Source organism: Peptoniphilus lacydonensis (genome assembly GCF_900106515.1).
GTDB classification, from domain to species: Bacteria; Bacillota; Clostridia; order Tissierellales; family Peptoniphilaceae; genus Peptoniphilus_A; species Peptoniphilus_A lacydonensis.
Genome location: NZ_FNWF01000003.1, coordinates 1,399,173 through 1,418,257 on the forward strand (window position 1 = coordinate 1,399,173; position 19,085 = coordinate 1,418,257).

General features: G+C 28.4%; 19 protein-coding genes and 1 other annotated feature. Of the genes, 15 read left to right on the top strand and 4 right to left on the bottom strand.

The window, feature by feature from the left end; genetic code table 11:
- Window positions 1-22: 22 nt before the first annotated feature.
- The 3 genes from BQ5450_RS08425 to BQ5450_RS08435 all read left to right on the top strand — a co-directional run bounded on the left by BQ5450_RS08425 (window position 23) and on the right by BQ5450_RS08435 (window position 2,733).
- Window positions 23-1,531: a Na+/H+ antiporter NhaC family protein gene (locus tag BQ5450_RS08425; protein ID WP_071126539.1), complete on the top strand. Its 1,509-nt coding sequence runs from the start codon at window positions 23-25 to the stop codon at window positions 1,529-1,531.
- Between the two features lie 124 nt (window positions 1,532-1,655).
- Window positions 1,656-2,084, top strand: a complete 429-nt coding sequence (locus BQ5450_RS08430) for a hypothetical protein (RefSeq protein ID WP_010244265.1) — start codon at window positions 1,656-1,658, stop codon at window positions 2,082-2,084.
- 136 nt (window positions 2,085-2,220) lie between these two features.
- Window positions 2,221-2,733 (top strand): macro domain-containing protein, encoded by a 513-nt coding sequence (locus BQ5450_RS08435; RefSeq protein WP_010244262.1) that lies wholly within the window; start codon window positions 2,221-2,223, stop codon window positions 2,731-2,733.
- A 45-nt stretch (window positions 2,734-2,778) separates the two neighbouring features.
- Here the strand turns inward: BQ5450_RS08435 and BQ5450_RS08440 are convergent, their stop codons facing one another.
- Window positions 2,779-2,976, bottom strand: coding sequence for a hypothetical protein (locus BQ5450_RS08440; protein WP_010244259.1), 198 nt, complete (start codon window positions 2,974-2,976; stop codon window positions 2,779-2,781).
- A 13-nt stretch (window positions 2,977-2,989) separates the two neighbouring features.
- Window positions 2,990-5,881, bottom strand: coding sequence for a transglycosylase domain-containing protein (locus tag BQ5450_RS08445; RefSeq protein ID WP_071126540.1), 2,892 nt, complete (start codon window positions 5,879-5,881; stop codon window positions 2,990-2,992).
- Window positions 5,882-6,073: 192 nt separating this feature from the next.
- Here BQ5450_RS08445 and hflX point away from each other — a divergent pair, with 192 nt between their 5' ends.
- From hflX to BQ5450_RS08500, 12 genes are all read left to right on the top strand, one after another.
- Entirely contained in the window at window positions 6,074-7,363 is a 1,290-nt protein-coding gene (gene hflX / locus BQ5450_RS08450; RefSeq protein ID WP_071126541.1) for a GTPase HflX, read from the top strand.
- Entirely contained in the window at window positions 7,356-7,988 is a 633-nt protein-coding gene (locus BQ5450_RS08455; protein WP_071126542.1) for a YigZ family protein, read from the top strand. The genes hflX and BQ5450_RS08455 overlap by 8 nt, the downstream gene beginning before the upstream one ends.
- A gap of 17 nt (window positions 7,989-8,005) precedes the next feature.
- Entirely contained in the window at window positions 8,006-8,725 is a 720-nt protein-coding gene (gene nadE, locus BQ5450_RS08460) for an NAD(+) synthase (RefSeq protein ID WP_071126543.1), read from the top strand.
- 565 nt (window positions 8,726-9,290) lie between these two features.
- Entirely contained in the window at window positions 9,291-9,722 is a 432-nt protein-coding gene (locus BQ5450_RS08465; RefSeq protein ID WP_010244245.1) for a hypothetical protein, read from the top strand.
- Between the two features lie 442 nt (window positions 9,723-10,164).
- Window positions 10,165-10,293, top strand: a complete 129-nt coding sequence (locus BQ5450_RS09365; protein ID WP_267888186.1) for a hypothetical protein — start codon at window positions 10,165-10,167, stop codon at window positions 10,291-10,293.
- Between the two features lie 47 nt (window positions 10,294-10,340).
- Window positions 10,341-12,287 carry a bacteriocin-associated integral membrane family protein gene (locus tag BQ5450_RS08470; protein ID WP_010244242.1) on the top strand — a complete coding sequence of 649 codons (1,947 nt, stop codon included), beginning with the start codon at window positions 10,341-10,343 and terminating at the stop codon, window positions 12,285-12,287.
- A 1-nt stretch (window position 12,288) separates the two neighbouring features.
- Complete coding sequence (locus tag BQ5450_RS08475; protein ID WP_071126544.1) at window positions 12,289-12,948, top strand: ATP-binding cassette domain-containing protein; 660 nt, start codon at window positions 12,289-12,291, stop codon at window positions 12,946-12,948.
- 148 nt (window positions 12,949-13,096) lie between these two features.
- Window positions 13,097-13,328: a binding site (T-box leader), on the top strand.
- Window positions 13,329-13,364: 36 nt separating this feature from the next.
- A complete protein-coding gene (locus BQ5450_RS08480) occupies window positions 13,365-14,345 on the top strand; it encodes an ABC transporter substrate-binding protein (protein WP_071126545.1) in 981 nt (326 codons plus the stop codon).
- A 27-nt stretch (window positions 14,346-14,372) separates the two neighbouring features.
- The gene (locus BQ5450_RS08485; protein WP_071126546.1) at window positions 14,373-15,257 is read left to right on the top strand and encodes an ABC transporter permease; all 885 of its coding nucleotides are present in this window, start codon (window positions 14,373-14,375) and stop codon (window positions 15,255-15,257) included.
- Window positions 15,244-15,993, top strand: a complete 750-nt coding sequence (locus tag BQ5450_RS08490; RefSeq protein WP_071126547.1) for an ABC transporter ATP-binding protein — start codon at window positions 15,244-15,246, stop codon at window positions 15,991-15,993. Before BQ5450_RS08485 ends, BQ5450_RS08490 begins: the two co-directional genes overlap by 14 nt.
- 82 nt (window positions 15,994-16,075) lie before the next feature.
- Window positions 16,076-16,564, top strand: coding sequence for a hypothetical protein (locus BQ5450_RS08495; protein ID WP_071126548.1), 489 nt, complete (start codon window positions 16,076-16,078; stop codon window positions 16,562-16,564).
- Between the two features lie 9 nt (window positions 16,565-16,573).
- Window positions 16,574-16,840, top strand: a complete 267-nt coding sequence (locus tag BQ5450_RS08500) for a hypothetical protein (protein WP_071126549.1) — start codon at window positions 16,574-16,576, stop codon at window positions 16,838-16,840.
- Between the two features lie 131 nt (window positions 16,841-16,971).
- Here BQ5450_RS08500 and BQ5450_RS08505 read toward each other — a convergent pair whose 3' ends face one another.
- Window positions 16,972-17,811: an ABC transporter permease subunit gene (locus BQ5450_RS08505; protein ID WP_010244222.1), complete on the bottom strand. Its 840-nt coding sequence runs from the start codon at window positions 17,809-17,811 to the stop codon at window positions 16,972-16,974.
- On the bottom strand, window positions 17,801-19,054 hold the full coding sequence (locus BQ5450_RS08510; protein WP_071126550.1) for an ATP-binding cassette domain-containing protein: 1,254 nt from the start codon (window positions 19,052-19,054) through the stop codon (window positions 17,801-17,803). The genes BQ5450_RS08505 and BQ5450_RS08510 overlap by 11 nt, the downstream gene beginning before the upstream one ends.
- Between the last annotated feature and the right edge of the window lie 31 nt (window positions 19,055-19,085).

Below are 19,085 nucleotides of genomic sequence, written 5' to 3' on the forward strand. Positions count from 1 at the left end.
ATAATAAGAAAGGGAGAAAAAAATGGAATTTGGAATTTTATCAATAGTTCCTCCAATAGTTGCCATTGCTTTGGCGTTAATTACAAAGGAAGTAATAACTTCTCTTTTAATTGGAATTTTGGCAGGGGGATTAATTTTTACAGGTGGAAATATCATAGCTGCTTTAGAAACAGTTTTTGAACTTATGGGAACGAAGCTTGGCGACAATGCACTTATGTTAGTATTCTTGACAATGCTTGGATCTCTTGTGATGATTATGAATATGGCAGGAGGATCTTTTGCCTATGGGAAGTGGGCAAGTCAAAAGATAAAGAGCAAGAAAATGGCAAAGTTTGCCACAGCTTTTTTAGGAATTTTAATTTTTATTGACGATTATTTTAACTGTCTTACAGTTGGGGCAGTTATGAAGCCAATAATAGATGAAAATAAAGTATCGAGAGCAAAGCTTGCACATATTATAGATTCATGTGCTGCGCCAGTCTGTATATTGGCACCAGTTTCATCATGGGCAGCAAGTGTAGTTGCGGTAATTGGAGACACAGGTGTAAAAAATCCAATGAGCGTATTTTTAAATACAATACCAATGAATGTGTATCCAATATTGACTTTAATTATGATTCTTTATTTTAGTTTTTCAGATGTAGAAATTGGTGTAATGGAAAAATATGAACTAAATGATACATCTAGACTTGTTGAAAATGAAGATGTGGGATATGAATATTCAAAAGATGGTAAAGTTTTTGATTTAATTGTTCCAATATTGGTTTTAATTTTTGTAACAATTTTGATGATGCTTAAAACTGGAGGATTTTTCTCAGAAGATATAAAAGCAGGTGCAGCATTTGGAGATGCAAATGTAAATTTATCGCTCGTAATAGGAGCATTTTTTGCAATAGTTGTTTCGTTTATAATGTATATTCCTAGAAAGCTTTTAAAATTTGAAGACTTTATGAAGGGAATAGTTGAAGGAATGAAGACAATGATCTCTGCAATTGTAATATTATCTCTTGCTTGGACTATTGGTGGAATAACTAGCGATGAATTTTTAAATACTGGTTCTTATATTGCATCACTTATTTCAAATTCAACTATGCCAATGTGGCTTTTGCCTGCAATAATTTTTGTAGTTGGAGCATTTTTATCTTTCTCAACAGGGACAGCTTGGGGAACTTTTGGAATTTTAATTCCAATAATGGTTCCAATATTAATACACACAAATCACATGCACTATCTTGAAATTGTATTAGCAGCAATTTTCTCTGGATCAGTATTTGGAGATCACTGCTCACCAATATCTGATACGACAATTTTGGCATCAGCAGGAGCAGGTTGCGATCACATAGCCCATGTATCAAGTCAATTGCCTTATGCACTTAGCGTTGGGATTTCATCAGCACTTGCATTTTTAATTTCAGGAGTTATAGGAAGACCAGAATTAACACTTTTAATAGGATTGATAATACTTGCAACAATAACTTTTTTCTTAAAAAGAACTACATCTAAGAAATATTTAAAAGTAGAAAAAATTTAAATCTAATAAAGACTAACTAACAGTGCGAACTTAAAAGTTAGTCTTTTTGTTTTAAATATTTTTTGGTGGTTAAATTTTACTTTTTGTGATATATATATATATATCACTGGTAAAGGAGGAAGGTATGAAAAAGAAGAATTATATTTTAGGTGCAGTAATAGTTATTTTATTAATTATTTTATTTGCACCGAAAAAGAGTGAAAGTTATTACTTAGATGCAAGTGTTGAAAAAGTTGAAGACAGTATCTTGTTCAGTAATAAAAAGTATAAAGTGGACAAAGAAATAGTTAAAGATAAGAAAATTGACGAAAGTGGTTACAGTTTTTCAGACAATAAAGATTTACTTATTGAAATTAAAAATGAAGGTTCTGAAGAATTAAAAGTAGCACTTCAAAATAAAATTTCTTCATCTGTGTTTTTTATTCCAAGAGGTGAAACTAAGTATATTTTTATTTCTGAAGGCAATAAAAACAAAAAATCTCTTGATTTTATAACAGATTCTGGGCAAATAAAGGGACAATTTTCAATTTATAAATTGGACGAAGTTAAATAAGGTAGAGAGTAAAAGACTTAACGAAGTTTAAAATAGTTTTGTTAAGTCTTTTTTATTTTTAAAATTTTTATTTTACCCCTTTAAAATTTGTTTTTTGTGGTATATATTTTAAATAAAGTAAGTAAAGGGGTGTAATATGAGTTTATTTATTGAAAAGGAAAGTATTTTGAACTGCGAAGTGGACGCTATTGTAAACGCAGCAAATGTAAACTTAGAAAGAGGAGGTGGAGTCTGCGGTCAAATTTTTAAAGAGGCAAATGATAAAGCTTTGGAAGAAGAATGCAGGAGTCTTGCACCAATAAATCCTGGCAAATCTGTTATTACAAAGGGATATAATTTAAAAGCAAAGTACATAATTCACACCGTGGGACCAATTTATTTTGATGGAAATAAAAATGAAAGAAAAACTCTTGAAGCGGCATATAAATCAGCACTTGATATTGCATTAGAAAATAATATAAAGAGCATTGCCTTCCCACTTTTGTCATCTGGAATTTATGGGTATCCACTAGATGAAGCGGCAGAAGTGGCAGTTTTTACGATAAATGATTTTTTAGAAAAAAATGATTTGGATGTAACTATTGCTGTTCTTAATGACGAAGTTTTAAAAATTTTAAAAGAGAAAAACAAAGAGTGGATTGAAAAGTAAATGAAATTTTAAAAGGACCTATGCAGGCCCTTTTTTGAATAATGTTTAAACTAATTTTTTTAAATCATTTCTAAATTTAATTTTCCCTATATGATATGCGATTTTGCCACTGTGTTTTGGATTTAAAAGATTTAACATTCTAAGCCTTCTTTTTCTGCGTGTCATGTGCCTTTTCATCTTTCTTTTTGGTTTCACAAGTTTAAAAAATGCAATTAATTTAATGAATTTTGATAAGTTTTTCATATTGTTCCTCCTATTATTTTTTATATTTACTACCTTTTATTTTAGTTGAATTTTTTGTATTGCTATTTTTATCTTTTGAATTATTGTCTTCGTTATCCATATTTTCTTTGTACCATTCTCTTGTGTGCACGTCGCAATAAGACTTAGGTATGGTCATGTAATCTTCAGGATAAATTCCATAGTGGGATTTGGGGTCATATCCCTCTGGCCTTTCAAAAAGAACAGTGTATAAGACTGTTTCACTTGGACAAAATTGTGTTGCAATTTTATTTGATTCTGAACAAATTAAATATTTTTTAAATAAATCGTCATGATCCTTTGGTTCAGTTCCAGAGATGTATTTTTCTTTGTAACTTGCATTGGCATAGTCGCTCATTTTTGTCGCAAGTTTTCCACTTTTTGAAGATATACTTCTTTCAACTATATAAGATGGATCTACGTCAAATTTTTCATTTTCATAAGTGTCCTTTGTCATTTTGTTAAAAAGTTCAATGGCAGATGACTTGTCAGACGATAGAGAAATTTTTGGAGAATCTGCACCAATCCACATAGAGATGCTGTGGTTCTTTGTAAAAGCATTTATAAAATAATCTGAATTATTTTTATTTTCTCCAAGATACCCTCCAGTTTCAGAAGAAGAAATTTTAATTCCCTTGGCATTTCCTCTATTGGCATTGGAAATAAATACATCTTTTAAAAGATGAGAATTTTTTTCGTCAAAAAGTTTTTTGTTTTTATTTGAGTTGTCAATTATAATATTTCCACTTGGATCTTCAATTTTTAAGATTGCAGTTTCCTCTTTATAGACTCCATCATTTGCAATTGTCTGATACATCTTTGATAAATCGGATAGAGTTACACCAACTTGCATATTTCCAAGGGCTAAGGATTCTAAATTTTCATCATGCTTTTTTTTATTTTCACTTCTTCTTATAAAATAATCTTTATTTTCATCATTGCTATCTATTATTCCAAAAGTTTTTAAAACTTCAATTGCTTTATTTTTTCCCAACTCATTTAAGACTTCTGCAGCAATTACGTTGGAAGAGTTTTCCATTGCAAGCCTCATTGTCATAAGTCCCTTGAAGGAATCGTAATAATTATGTGGCCAAAACATTCCATCGTAGGTGGTTGGCACGTCATCGTAGACATCGCCGAGAGTTTTTCCGTTTTCAAGTGCAGGAAGATAAACTGTAAAAGGAGTGATTGCACTGCCAGGTTGTCTATAAGAATCTGTTGCACGATTTAAAATCTTTGCATTTTTTGTACGAACATCAAGTCCACCTATTATACCTTCGACAAATCCACTTTCATTGTTTACAGCAATCATTGCAGATTGAGGTTGCATCACTGGATTTGGATTAAAGTCGAAATATTTATTTGAAATAATTAAATTTTCATTTTCGATTTTATAGAAATCGGGGACATTTTTTAAATAAGCACCGTCAATAATTAAATAATTATTTTTTAGTTCTGCTGAACCCTTTTCAATTTTTAAAGGGCCAATTTCGTAGGTATTTAAGATTTTATCCTCATCAATTGTGAAAGCATCAATGATGTCTATTTTTTGACCTATTTCTTTAAAAAAACTATTTTTTATTTTCAAATCTCCATGGGAAGATATATTGTAAGAAGATTTTGGAATAACTAGATTAAAGTTTTCATCAAAAATATTATTTCTTGCAAAATATAAAATTTCGTCTTTATATATAATATTGCCACTTTCGTCAAAAGTTAAATTCAACATTTTACTTCCGCCAGCAGAAGATTTCGTAATCAAAAAATTTTTAAAGTTTTCATATTTATCTTCTAAATTTTTTTGGATTTCTTTGTCAATTGTGGAGTAAACTTTGTATCCACCTGTAAATAATTTGTGTTCCCCTTCTTCGAGAGTTGTTTTATAAAAGTCGGCTAAGTACTTTGACGCTTCCTTTTTTATGTAGTCAGTAGAGTAGGTACTCATAGTGTGATTTTTAAAATTGCGAGGATTGATTGCACTTACAATGTCATAATTTTTTGCACGTTCATATTCTTTGTCGTCAATATAACCAAGCTCGTGCATTCTCATCAAAACTATTTTTTGTCTATCAAAGGCGTCTTTATTTAAGACCATATAATAATCTTTTCCATCAATTTCTCTTGTTCCAATTATTTTAAAATCATCTTTTAAATACTCACAAGGCACAGATTTAAAGGGCGAATAATTTGCTGGAGATTTTGGTATTCCTGCAAGGAGTGCAGATTCTGCAATATTTAAATCAACTGCATCTTTGGAAAAATAAGTTTGTGCTGCTGCCTCAATGCCATAAGCACCTTGTCCCAAATTAATTCTATTTAAATAAGCTTCCAAAATTTCATCTTTGTTTAAAACATCTTCTACACGAAGAGATAAATAGGCTTCTTGAATTTTTCTGCCAAAAGTCTTTTGATTTGTGAGATATACTGATCGAACAAGCTGTTGAGTTATAGTAGATCCACCACGAATTAGAGAGTGTGATTTTATATTTGCAGCAACAGAAGATGCTATGCCAATTGGGTCTAGTCCCTTGTGCTTGTAAAATCTGTGGTCTTCAATTGCAATAAAAGAATTTTTTACATTATCAGGTATGTCATAAATATTTATTAAAGTTCTGTATTCAAGTGATTCAACTTTTTCAATTAAATTGCCATCTTTAGAATAAATATAAGAACTTTGATTAAAGGAAGAACTTAAATTATTTAAATCTGTGGCAGGAGTTTTTGAAATTATTGAAACAACTATTGCAGAAAAAAGTGAAACAATTAGAACAAAAACTGAAAGTATAATTAAAAGGATAATTTTAATTTTTTGATTTTTATCTAAATTTTTAAAATTAAATTTTTTAGTTTTATTTATTTTAATTTTTTTATTTGCATTAGTTTTCATAAGGACTCCTTTTTTTAATTATATCATTTTAATACGCTAATTACTATTATTGGAACTTATATTAGAAAGTCTATTTATTTTAAAAGTTGAGAATAATAATTTTGTAAAATTTTAAATGATAAGTTGTAAAATTAAATGGGACACGAATAAAAAATAAAAGAGTAAAAATTTTTTATGTAGTATAATGTAATTATGGATAATGTTTATTTAGAGAATTTAAATTCAAATAAAAAGTTAGAAAAGGTTATAATTGTTGGCACAAATATTGGTGCTTACCATCACAGCCTTGAAACTTCTATGAAGGAGTTATCTGATCTTGTATATGCTGATGGAGCAGAGGTTGTGGGAGAAGTCACGCAAAACATTTTAAAATTTAATCCAAAATATTTAATTGGAGCAGGTAAAGTTGATGAAATAAAAGAAATGGCAAAACTTTTGGAAGTTGATGCCATTGTTTTTAACGATGAACTCTCAGGAATTCAAGTTAGAAATTTAGAGAAGAGAATAAAGAAAAAAGTAATTGATAGGACAAACTTAATCTTAGATATTTTTGGACTTCGTGCAACTACTTATGAAGCAAAACTTCAAGTTGAGCTTGCAAGGCTTGAATATCAAATGCCTAGACTTCTTGGCATTGATGGTTGGTCTAGAACTGGTGGTGGAATTGGGACTAGAGGGCCTGGTGAACAAATAATTGAAACTGATAGAAGAAGACTTAAAAGAGAAATAGACAAAATAAAAGAGAAACTTGAAAAAGCAAAAAAAACTAGGGACACAACTAGAACTAGAAGACTTGAAAATAATATTCCAATTGTATCCCTTGTAGGATACACAAATGCAGGTAAGTCCACGATTTTAAATAGATTAAAAGAAGAAGAGTCTGGAGAAGTTTCTGTAAAAAATATGCTATTTGAAACTCTTGATCCAAGTTCTAGAAAGGCAAGGCTTTTGTCTGGTCGTGAATTTATAATTTCTGATACAGTTGGTTTTGTTTCAAAACTTCCTACAAAAATTGTGGAGGCTTTTAAGTCAACTCTTGAGGAGATAAAATATTCTGATTTAATTTTGCACGTAATTGATGCATCAAGTGAAGATTTGGAAATTCAATACAAGACAACTATGTCAATTTTAAAAGAAATTGATGTATTGGACAAAAATATTATTACAGTTTTTAATAAAGTGGACAAGGTAAATATTGAAGATATAAATCTTCCTCTAAAAGTTTTGCCAGATAAAAAAGTTTATATATCTGCGAAAAACGATGAAAATATGGACAGTCTTCTTAAAATTATTGAAGACAATTTAGAGGAAAGATATTTTGATGTAAAATTAAAATTTCCTTATGACGACACGGAGATTCTCTACAAGCTAGTTGATAAATTTGAACAAGCTCCAATTTATGAAGATGATGGCATTTATTTAAATTTAAAACTTCACGAGAAGGAATATGAAAAAGTAAAGGATTATGAAGTAAATGTATAATTCAATTTTAAAAAGTGGGAAATCTGAAATAGAAATAAAAAAATCTATTTTCATTGGACGAGCTTTTTTTGTGAAAAGTGAAGAAGAAACTCTTGAAATTTTAAAAAATGTAAAGGAAGAAGAGAACTCTGCCACGCACAATTGTCATGCCTATATTATTGGAGAAGATGGACTAACTCAGAGATATTCCGATGACGGTGAGCCAAGTGGCACAGCTGGAGTTCCCATGCTTGAAGTCTTAAAAAAGGAAGATATGAGAAATGTCATTGTGATTGTAACTCGTTACTTTGGTGGAACAAAACTTGGTGCAGGCGGGCTTGTTCGTGCTTACACAGATGCAGTTGTAAAGGCAATTGACGATGCAAAAAGAGTAGTGAGGAAAAATTTCACTAGAACAAAAATTATTTACGATTACACCTTTCATGGAGCGATTATAAATTTACTTGCCAATGAAAATTTTAAAATTATCGAAGAAAATTACACAGATAAAGTTGAAATTACAATTGATATTGGCGAAGACAAAAGTATTTTAAATAAAATTAAAGATTTAACAAGTGCAAATTTTGAAAGTGAAGACTTAGAGGAAATTGAACTTCCTACAATTGACGGAAAAATTATTTATTAAAATATTTAGGAGATATTATGGATTATAAAAAAGTTACAGAAGATTTAGTAAAATGGGTAGGAGATTATGCAAAAAAAATTGGTGCAAAAGGATTTATCTTTGGACTTTCTGGTGGAATTGATTCAGCAGTAATTGCTGCAATCTCAAAAAGGATTTTCCCAGAAAATTCTCTTGGACTTATTATGCCTTGCGATAGTATAAATGAAGATAGAGAGGATGCGTTAAAAGTTGCTAAAGAAATAAACCTAGAAACAAAGACAATTGATTTAACAAGTACTTTTGATGAACTTATGAAAGCATCTTTTATTTCAGGAAATAGAATGGCAAAATCAAATATAAAACCAAGACTTAGAATGACAACACTTTATTATTATGCACAAGACCTTGGTTACTTAGTCCTTGGACCATCAAATGGAAGCGAAATGTATCTTGGTTATTCTACAAAATATGGAGATTCTGGTGCAGACTTAATGCCAATTGCAAATATTTTAAAGACCGACATTTTTAAAATAGCAAAAGAACTTGGACTCCCAGAATTTATAATAAATAAAAAACCATCAGCAGGACTTTGGCTTGGACAAACAGATGAAGACGAAATGGGATTTACTTATGAAATTCTTGATGCCTACATCAGGGGAGAAAAAATTCCAGAGCCTGAAATAAAAGAAAAGATAGATAGGATGCACAAAAACTCAGAACATAAGAGAAAATTGGCTCCAAGGTTTGAGCTTAAATAAAAAAATTTACAAAAAAATTACTACTATTTTAATGCGATTTTGCTTAAATATTATATTGATTAATTGATAAGAATGATATGCAGAAAGAATAGTTATGGAATATTGGCCGAGAGTTTCTTGGACTCAAAAATTATGGACATTTAATTTTAGAGATACATGCAGTCCTATCTATCCAAGTTGGATTTCGGGTGGTAAATATAAGTATAAAATATTTTTATTCAGATTCAAATAGAAACGAATTAATAGGAGTAAAAAATTATTGTGATTGTTAATGAGAAAAATATTTAAAAACTTTAGCTTTTTAGTTTTATTGATGCTAATATCTAATATTTATTATTTTTATAAAAATAGTTTTTTGAATATAAGCCTAATGAAACAGGATATTTTTATGCTGTTAGTATATGTTATATTTTCACTATTTTTATATAAATTTAAAAGGTAGATAATTCTAAAAATAATGTCACACTTATTAATTTGATTAAAAAGAATCATAATATTTTTATTGATGCTAAGGAATTTGTTAATATAATTTATTTGAAAGCAGGTATAGTTTTAGGAGGATAAAATGAAAAAGTTTATAGTTCCAACAATTGTATTGGGTTGTGTTTTACTTACAGTTCCTGCATTTGCAAAAAATTCTGATACAGTTAATAATCAATATAGAGAACAAATCATAGAATGTACTAATAAGGAAGATAAAGAAATCACTCCTTATAGTATGGTTATTACTACAGGCTCTTACAGAGGAATTGAGTATGAAAAGTATTGTCAATTGACGAAAGGGAATGGAAGTAAAGTAAACTTTTGGATAAGAAACAATGGCAGGTACCCTGTTGTTATAAAAATTAATGGAGGAAATGCTGTTACTGTAAAAACAGGAGGACAAGGCTATACATCAACTTCAGTTGGAAGATTTAGTAAAGATTATAAGTTTACAGCTAGTTGTCCTCAAGGTGGAGATATAGATATAGACTTTAAAATTGTTCAAAAAGATTAATTAAAGTATAAGTTATAATAAATAGTAAAATATTATTGTTTTTTAGCGTGAAAATGATATACTTAAATAAAGTTAACTTAGTATATTGTAATAATTATTACACAAAAGGTTTAATGTAAAAGAGTTAAAAGTTTAGTAGGAAAACGCTATGAAGAGAAAAAATATTTTGGTTTTAACAACAGTTATTACTATTCTATTTTCTAGTTTTCCAATGCTTATTTTTGCTGAAGAAGAGTAGCTTGATAATAAAACATCCCAACAAGAATACGTAATTGAAAATGAAGAAAATTCAATTAAAGATTTAGAAAGAAAGAATGAATTAAGAAGTTCTACGATTGAACATGGTGATTTATATTTTGATGGAGGTCAAACTGAAGATATAGTTTATTCAGAAATTGGACAAACATATCAAGGGAAAAAATTAGGGCATGATTATAATGTAATGGCAATTGTTCATGTTGGTAGAAATAGATATTCTAGTGGTTGGAAAAAGAATTTTGCAAGAATAACTAAAGAGAGATCTTTTTGGGCAAATGAAACTGCATCCTATGATTATGAAAGATTATTTTAGAAAAAGGGTCATCTTTGATGACTCTTTTTCTCGTAAGAAGGTATAAAATGAAAAAATTCATAAGAGTATTTATTTTTTTACAAATTTGTTTGGCTATATATTTGTTCAATATATCATTCTTGGATATGTATGATAAAAATAATATTTTGCCTAATGATTATAATAAATATGAGATTGCTGACAATAGTGTTGAAAATAGAAAAATTTTATTTAATACTATAAGATCTAGTAATTATAATTTAATCACCCTAAAAAGTAATTATGAATATGACAATAAAAGTAGATATAAAATATTTTCATTAAAGGAAATTAACTATAAAAAGAAACCTTTGTCACAAAGTGTAGTTTATAGCTATGGAGTTTTGAATTACAATAGATGGCAGGATTCTACTAATACTTTTTATTCAAATTCAAGTATAAATGAACTCAATTCCATTTTGAAAGGGAAAGGGATTGAAATAAAAGAAGTAGATAAGGATTTAATCGATTATAGAATTGTTATTAAATATTTTGCGTTTAATATTATATTATTATTGGTAAATGTTCAATTGGTTTATTTAATTTATTTTTCTAATACATTAAAAAGAAATGGATTAAAAATGATGATGGGTTTTTCCAAAGGAAAAATAATCAAGGAGTTTTGGGAAGAAGTAATTAAAATATTTATAGTTAATATCTTTCTGATTTTTTTTGTATATGGAATGTATTTAACTATAAATTCTAAATTTAGTTTTAAATATTTTGCGTTTTTAAGTACATATTTATTAATATTAATATTGATTAATTCCATTTTAATTTATAATAGTACATTTATAATAAAATTTATAGACATTGAAAATATGATAAAAAACAAGCTATATACACGCAAATACAGTATATTTTTAAAGTTTTTAAAAGTATTAGTCATGTCTTTAGTTTTGATTTTTACAAATAATTTAAAAAATAGTATTTCTGAGATAAAAGAAAGCAATAAAGATTTATTAAGAAATCAGGAATTAGGGGATTATTACACATCCTATGGTCTTGATATAGAAGCTGATGATTACAGATTGGGAAACATAGAAATATACGATGGATACGATAAAAACATTAAAAGATTATTAAAAAATAATAAGAATTATTTAATTGACACTTCTAATTATGAAAATTATTTAGAATCTAAGGACAATAGATTTAGTTTTCTGGTGTGCAATTATGATTATTTTAAAAAGTTTGTAAAGTTAGATAGAGAAATAGATTATGATAAAAAAACTTTAGAAAATAAAATTTTAATTCCTCAATCTAATAATTATGAAAACAAAGAACAGGTGATTTCTAATTTAATCGACAGTATAGAAACAAATAAAAATTATAAAGCTTTAGATTTGAAATTGAAAAATGAGTATAAAAAAATTGGAAATATTGAAACTTTAGAAATCCCAAATGGAAATATTAAATTATTTTTGAATTCTTCAGGTATTAAGAATGCGAGTCTTCCAATAATCTATATAGATGATGGGAAATTGTCAGGAAGTTATTATATTAATTTATTTTCAAGACGAGGAATTTATTTTGAGGAAAATAATTTAGAAGATTTTATTCAGATGCTATCAAAATATAAATTAGAGAATTTATTAGTTGCACAAAATGCACTAAATCTATTTAGAGATGATATAGATAATCTTCAGTTGATAGTTAAAAGTGAGATATTGTTTATTGTTATTTTTAATATAAGTTTGATATTTATTATAATTGTTAGCAATTATGTAGATAATGAAGTAAATAAAATTAAATATGCAATTATGTATACTCTTGGTTTTTCGCATATAAAAATCTTAAGAAAAGAAATTTTTTTAATGTTGATTAGTTTTATTATTCTTATAACTTTATATTTTGTATTACAAATTTCCTTACCTATAATAGTCGCATATCTTTTGATTGATTTATTGACTTATATATCATTTTACAAAAAAGTAGTTTTTAAAAATATTGTTGACGTTATAAAAGGAGTTTAATATGGCATTAATTGAGATTGTAAATATGAATAAAAAGTTTAATGATAATTATCTTTTTAAAAATCTATCTTTAGAGATTGAAGAAGGTGAATTTATTGGACTTATAGGGCGCAGTGGAAGTGGCAAGACTACGCTTTTAAATATTATAGGTCTAATTAGCAAGCCTACTAGTGGTCAAGTTAATATTGCAAATAAGAAAAGCGTAAAAATAAATTCAAAAGATGCAATGCTATTAAGAAGATACAAAATAGGATATTTACTTCAAAACTATGGTTTAGTAGAGGATGAAAATGTTAAATGGAACTTAATGTTATCCTTAGAGTATAGCAAACTTTCTAGAAGGGAGAAAGAAGAGAAGATAGAAAGATATCTGGAAAGTTTTAACATGAAAGAGTCTTTAAATAAAATGATATTTGAGCTATCTGGAGGAGAACAGGAGAGGATATCTATTATTAAGTTGTTTTTAAAAAATAGCGATATAGTTATAGCTGATGAACCTACTACAGGTTTGGACGATAAGAATATAAATATTGTAATGGATTATTTGAAAGAACTAAATAGACATGGTAAAACAATTATAATGGTAACACATGATAGTAGTTTGTATAAATATTTTTCTAGAATTATAAATGTTGATGAAATCAATTGTAAAAATAATTAATAGTCCAAGGACATCAAGTAATTTGAAATATTATAAAATTTTTCTTAATTCAATTTCATTTTACAATTAACCTCCCTAAAAAATTTTTTGGGAAATTAAAAAAAGTATTGACTTTATTTTGATACTAGAATATAATCATCTTAATTTAATAAAAGCGTTGATAGAGAAAAAAGAATTTTTGATGATTTAAGAGAGTTGTCGTTTGGTGCGAGGCAATACACAAAAATTTAATATACACTCTAAAGCTTATTTGTTGAAATTAGTAGGCAAGTACGGAAGCCACCGTTAACTAAGGCTAGAGGTTGTTGGACCTTAAAGTGAGGTAATCTTTTTGATTATAAAATCGGGTGGTACCGCGAAGTCAGTCTTTCGTCCCAATGTGGATGAAAGACTTTTTTTATTTTATGGAGGTTTTTATGAAATTTAGGAAAGCTTTTATTTTAGTTTTATTGTCAATTTTTTTAATATCTTGTGGAAGTGATGTCAAGAAAGAAAATGGAAGTGAAGAAAAAGTTCAAAGGGCAAAAAAAATCGGTGTCATTCAAATTGCAGACCACATTGCACTTGAAAGGGCAAGGAAAGGTTTTGAAGATGAAATAAAAAAGAAAAGTCCAGATGTAGAAATTATTTCGAAAAATGCAAATGGAGATCTTTCTGTTGTTCCATCAATTATAAAATCTTTTAAAGACAAAGATGTTGATTTAATTTATGCAATTGCAACGCCAGCTGCACAAGGTGCAAAAAATGGTGTAAAAGATATTCCAATTATTTTTAACGCAGTGACTGACCCAGAAAGTGCAGATCTTGTTAAAAATTTGGAAGAACCAGAAGAAAATGTAACTGGTGTAAGTGATTATTTTTCAATAAAGGCACAACTTGAAGAGATAATAAGTATTTTTCCAGATATAAAAACTGTTGGAGTTATGTTTTCTACTAACGAGGCAAATTCAAAATTTCAAGTTGAAGAACTTAAAAAAGCTGCAATTGAATTTGATTTAGATGTCGCTGAAGTTGGAGTAAATAACATTAATGATGTTTCGACTGCAATAAAGGCACTTGAACCAAAAATGGATATTTTTATGGCGATTACAGATAACACAGTTTCATCTGCATCGACAATTATCGCTGAAAGTTTAAAAACTGCAAAAATTCCATCCTTTGCATCAGAAGAAGGCCCAGTAGAAAATGGAATTTTAATGAGTGCTGGAGTTGATTATTTAGATCTTGGAAAAAAGGCAGCAGAAATGGCAAGTGAAGTTATAGATGGGAAAAAAGTTTCTGAAGTTCCAGTTTTATTTTCAACAGATACAAGAAAAGTTGTTAACAAGAAAACTGCTGAGGCTCTTGGACTTGATGATGACAATAATTTAATGGATGATGCAAAAGTTGTCGAGTAGATAATTTTAGTTTTAGGAGGAAGAAAGTTGAATTCAGTAATAATTGAATCTATTGTAATGGGACTTATATTTTCTGTTTTGACAATAGGAGTAGTAATAACATTTAAAATTTTAGATTTTCCAGATATGTCTGTTGAGGGGACATTTCCCCTTGGTGCTTTTGCCTTTGCAAAGATGATTACACTTGAAATGAATCCTATAATTGCAATGGTATTTTCATTTTTGGCAGGTGGTGTAGGTGGATATATAACTTATATTTTGTTTAGAAAAGTTAAAATTGAGTCGATTCTTGCGGGAATTTTAACAATGACTTTTTTATATTCAGTTAATCTTAGGATTACAGGTACGCCTAATATTACATTTTTTGATTATAAAACTGTATTTCAACTTTTTGAAAGTGTTCCAAAAATATTAATTTTAATTGTAATTGTTTTAATAATAAAATTTGTACTTGATTGGTTTTTAAAAACTGAAAAGGGATATTTGCTTCTTGCGACAGGGGATAATGAAACTCTTGTAAAATCTCTTGGCAAGAATCCAGACAAGTACATTGCAATTGGTCTTGTGATTTCAAATGGACTTTCTGCACTTGCAGGAGCACTTATGGCACAATCAAATGGATATGCAGATATAACTATGGGACAATCAATAATTGTTTCTGCACTTGCATCAATAATTATTGGAGATGCTTTTTTAAAAAATGCAAAATTTTTAAACAGAACGACAAGGGCAATTATTGGAGCGATTATTTATAGAATAATTTATGGAATTGCCCTTTACATGGGACTTGCTCCAAGCGATTTAAAGGGAGTAACAGCAGTTATAGTTGTAGCATTCATAGTTTATAACAATGTTTCATTAAAAAGATTATCTACATTAAAAGAAAAGAGAGAAGAAAATGTTAAAAATTAAAAATTTATCAAAGACATTTTACAAGGGAATGGAAGAAGAAAATAAAGTATTTGATAATTTTTCCCTTGAAATTGAAGAAAATAAATGTGTGGCAATTTTAGGACCAAATGGTTGTGGCAAGTCTACACTATTTAATATGATAAGTGGTTCACTAAATCCAGACTCAGGAGAAATTATCTTGGACAATGTGGATATTGCAAAATTATCTGAAGATGAAAGAGCTATTGACATTGGAAAAGTAAATCAAGATCCATCAAAGGGAGTTTGTCAAAGTTTAAACATCTTGGAAAATATGTCAATGGCTTTAAAAAAGGGAAGTGAATTTACTTTCAGAAGATTAATTGACAAGAAAAATAATGAAGATATAATAAAAAAATTAAAGAGTATAGATCTTGGACTTGAGAATAAATTAAAGACACAAGTAAAGTTTTTATCAGGTGGACAAAGACAATCACTTTCACTTTTAATGGCTACAGTAAAAAAACCAAAAATTTTGTTGCTTGATGAGCACACAGCTGCACTTGATCCAAAAACGTCAAATATTATAATGGATAAGACAAAAGACCTTATAAAAAAAGAAAAGATTACAACACTTATGATCACTCATAATTTAAAAAATGCCATAGAATATTCTGACAGAATTATAATGCTAAATAAAGGCGAAGTAGCTTTGGATATAAAACCAAGTGAAGTCACAGAAGAAGAATTAAATAGAATTTACAATGAAAAAATATAAAGGGATAAAATTTGATATATTATATGAAAGGGGATATAATCAAATTGTAGGGAAAATGTTTTTCGATTAAGTAGGTCTATTTATGTTTAAAGAAAAAGTTTCTAAAGTAATATTAAGTTTATTAGTATCATCAATACTTATAACAAGTGTTTTTGCAGGTGATTTTTTTAGTGAAGGTAATAAATTACCTTTTGATGGAGAAAGACTTTTTAATAATCCATTTACTTATTCTTATGAATATGACGATATGAGATTGACACATTCAGAACATTTTAATCAAGCTCAAGCACATGATAGAGATAAATGGATTGATGCATTTACCGTAGGATTGGTATGTAATGGATACACAATGCCTATAGGAGCTATGATTGGAATTTATAATGCATTCGATGGTTCACATAGAAATCCTGGAACTTTAAAAATTTGGACTGGAGAAAAAAGACAAATAGCAACTTCAAAAATCACAGGTGAGTCTCATGTAGTCAATAAATGGTTTAATTATAAAATAGTTTATATAGGGGAAGATGGAAGTACTTTATTAAATAAGAGTGGAACTGTTCACGAAAGGTAGTTTTTTAGTATGTTTGATGAAATATATAAAGAAATAAAGCATCCCTACACAGAAAAGAATTTGTCGTACAAAATATTTAAATATGCACGTGGTGAAATGATAGGGATTTATATTATAATGTTTATTTATAATTTAATATCCTTCAGATTTAAATTAATTGGAAATATGAGTAAATATATTGCAGTACTAGAAATGCAACAAAATTTAAATTTAATTTTAGGATCTCTTATATTTATATGTTTTCTTATAAGTATAATATTTAGAAAGAAACTATAAATTAATATTAGGAATAGTGCTTAGTATAAAAATAAAAAATAAGCCTACTAAATTGAACTGACCTCCGTGAGTTGGACTAAAAAACCAACTTACGGAGGTCAGTTCATATTGTGAGCTAGGTCTTTTTAAAATTAGTATTTAAGTTCTTTGTTGTTATAAATTGAATAAGTTAACACAATCATTAGAACAAAGATAAAAATATTTACTCCTATCGCAATTAAATTAATATTTCCGCTTATAAAGCTAAAAGGTTTAAAGGCTTCGTTAGTGAAGAAGTTGACAACATAGCCAAACATATTGCCCACTACTTTTCCGACTATTGTTATTAAAATTATTAGCAATACAAAAAGCACAGATACTGCATCTTGATGTATGGAGTTTTTGGACATGGAAGAGAAGAAATATCCTATTGACATAAATACTAGTCCACTTCCAAGAAGTCCAACAAAAATTTTTACAACTGATTCGAAAATATCAAAGCTTGTAATGTTTAAAGCATCACCGCTTCCAATGCCAATTGAATTAATACCCATTACAAGACCAGTTGTTGCAAGAGCCATTATAATTAAGAATAAAAGATAAATTACAATATTTGCTGCAAATTTTCCTGTTACAATTTCTGACTTTGAAATTGGATTTGAGTAAATATATTCAATGTTTCCACTATTTTGTTCCTTTGCAAGAGAGTTTGCACCAAGTTGCATTGCAAGAATAAAAATCAACACTGCAAGATAGTGATAAACAAGAGCGATGTAGTCGCCAACATTTACAATATCCATTCCGTCATAAAAACCTAAAATATTTCTTGTGGGTTCATTAAAAGATCCTACCACAGAATTAAAAAGTGAGTTCATTTGTGATTCTGCAAGGAAAGGATAAAAGGCAAGCATTAGCCCAAGTAAAATTATAAGGACTATTGCCCAAGCAATCATCTTCCCAAAATTTGATTTAAATTCCATATTAAATATCATTTTCATCCTCCTTTAGCTCTGTATCCTCTGTTTCGTTAAAGACACCACTATCAGAAGTTTTAAAAATAATAGTTTCCTCATTTTTATTTTCTTCTACATCTTTATCTTTTATTTTATGTTCATCATCCACAAAAAGATTGGTCTTTGTGTTGTGAATTTCGTCTTTTTCAGATGTGGATGGTATTATACCATCAACTTCATTAAAATTATTTTCTGATTTTGAAGCTTTTATTGTATTTTCATCCATACCATTAATTGTAGAAGTTTCAACTGTATCTTTAGAAGAGTGATTTATTATTTCTGTTTTGTTTTCTTTTATTAAATTTTCTTCTTCTACAGTTTTTTCCCTTCTAGGGATATTTGCATTTTCACCTTTATAATAAGCATTGACTTTATCATCTAGTTGTGCGTCTTCAAGTACATAATTTTCCAAGGCTTCCTCGTATATAACTTTTGAAAGTTCAGGGAGAGGCCCATCAAAGTATAGAATAGTTTCATCTTCTTCATCTTTAATAATTCTTGCACCGATTGATGTAAAATAATTTAAATTTCCTCTAAAGGAATCAATTTTTAAAACTTTGTCGCCGGCCACTTTTACATTATTATATTCAATCTCTTGAATTTTTCCATCAGATAGGTAAGCAATTCTTGCGGAATATTTTTTAGCTTGTCTAAGAGAGTTTGAAAGTAAAAGAACAGTTAAATTTTCAGTTTCATTTAATTTTTTTAGATGTGAAAAAAGTCTGTCTATATCCTTTTCTTCTAAGAATTTTGAAGGATTATCTAAAACTAAAAGTCTTGGCTTAGTTATTAGTGCATTTAAAATAGCTAAAATTTTTCTTTCTCTATCTCTTAAATCGCAAACTCTAATATTACTGTTAAATTCAAAATAGTCACTTAGTACGTCGATATCCTCTGTGTTTGTTAGATTATGCACTTTTAGCGTTTTTTTGAGAAGATTATATGATTTTATTTTTGAGTCAAAAATCATTTCTTCTGGTACAAAAGACACGCTTTCTTTTATTTCTTTTGATTCTTTAAATGAATCCATATCATAAACCTTAATAGTACCACTACTAGGTTTTAAGTATCCCATAATAATTCTTGCAAGAGTTGTCTTCCCAGAATCTTCCGTCCCAAGTAGAGAGAAAAATTCTCCGTCTAAAATTTCTAAATTTAAATTTGATAAAACTTTTTCTTTTCCCTTGCCTTTTGTCAGGTCATTTATGACGATGGCACTCATCCCATTCACCTCTTTATATAATTAGTAAATT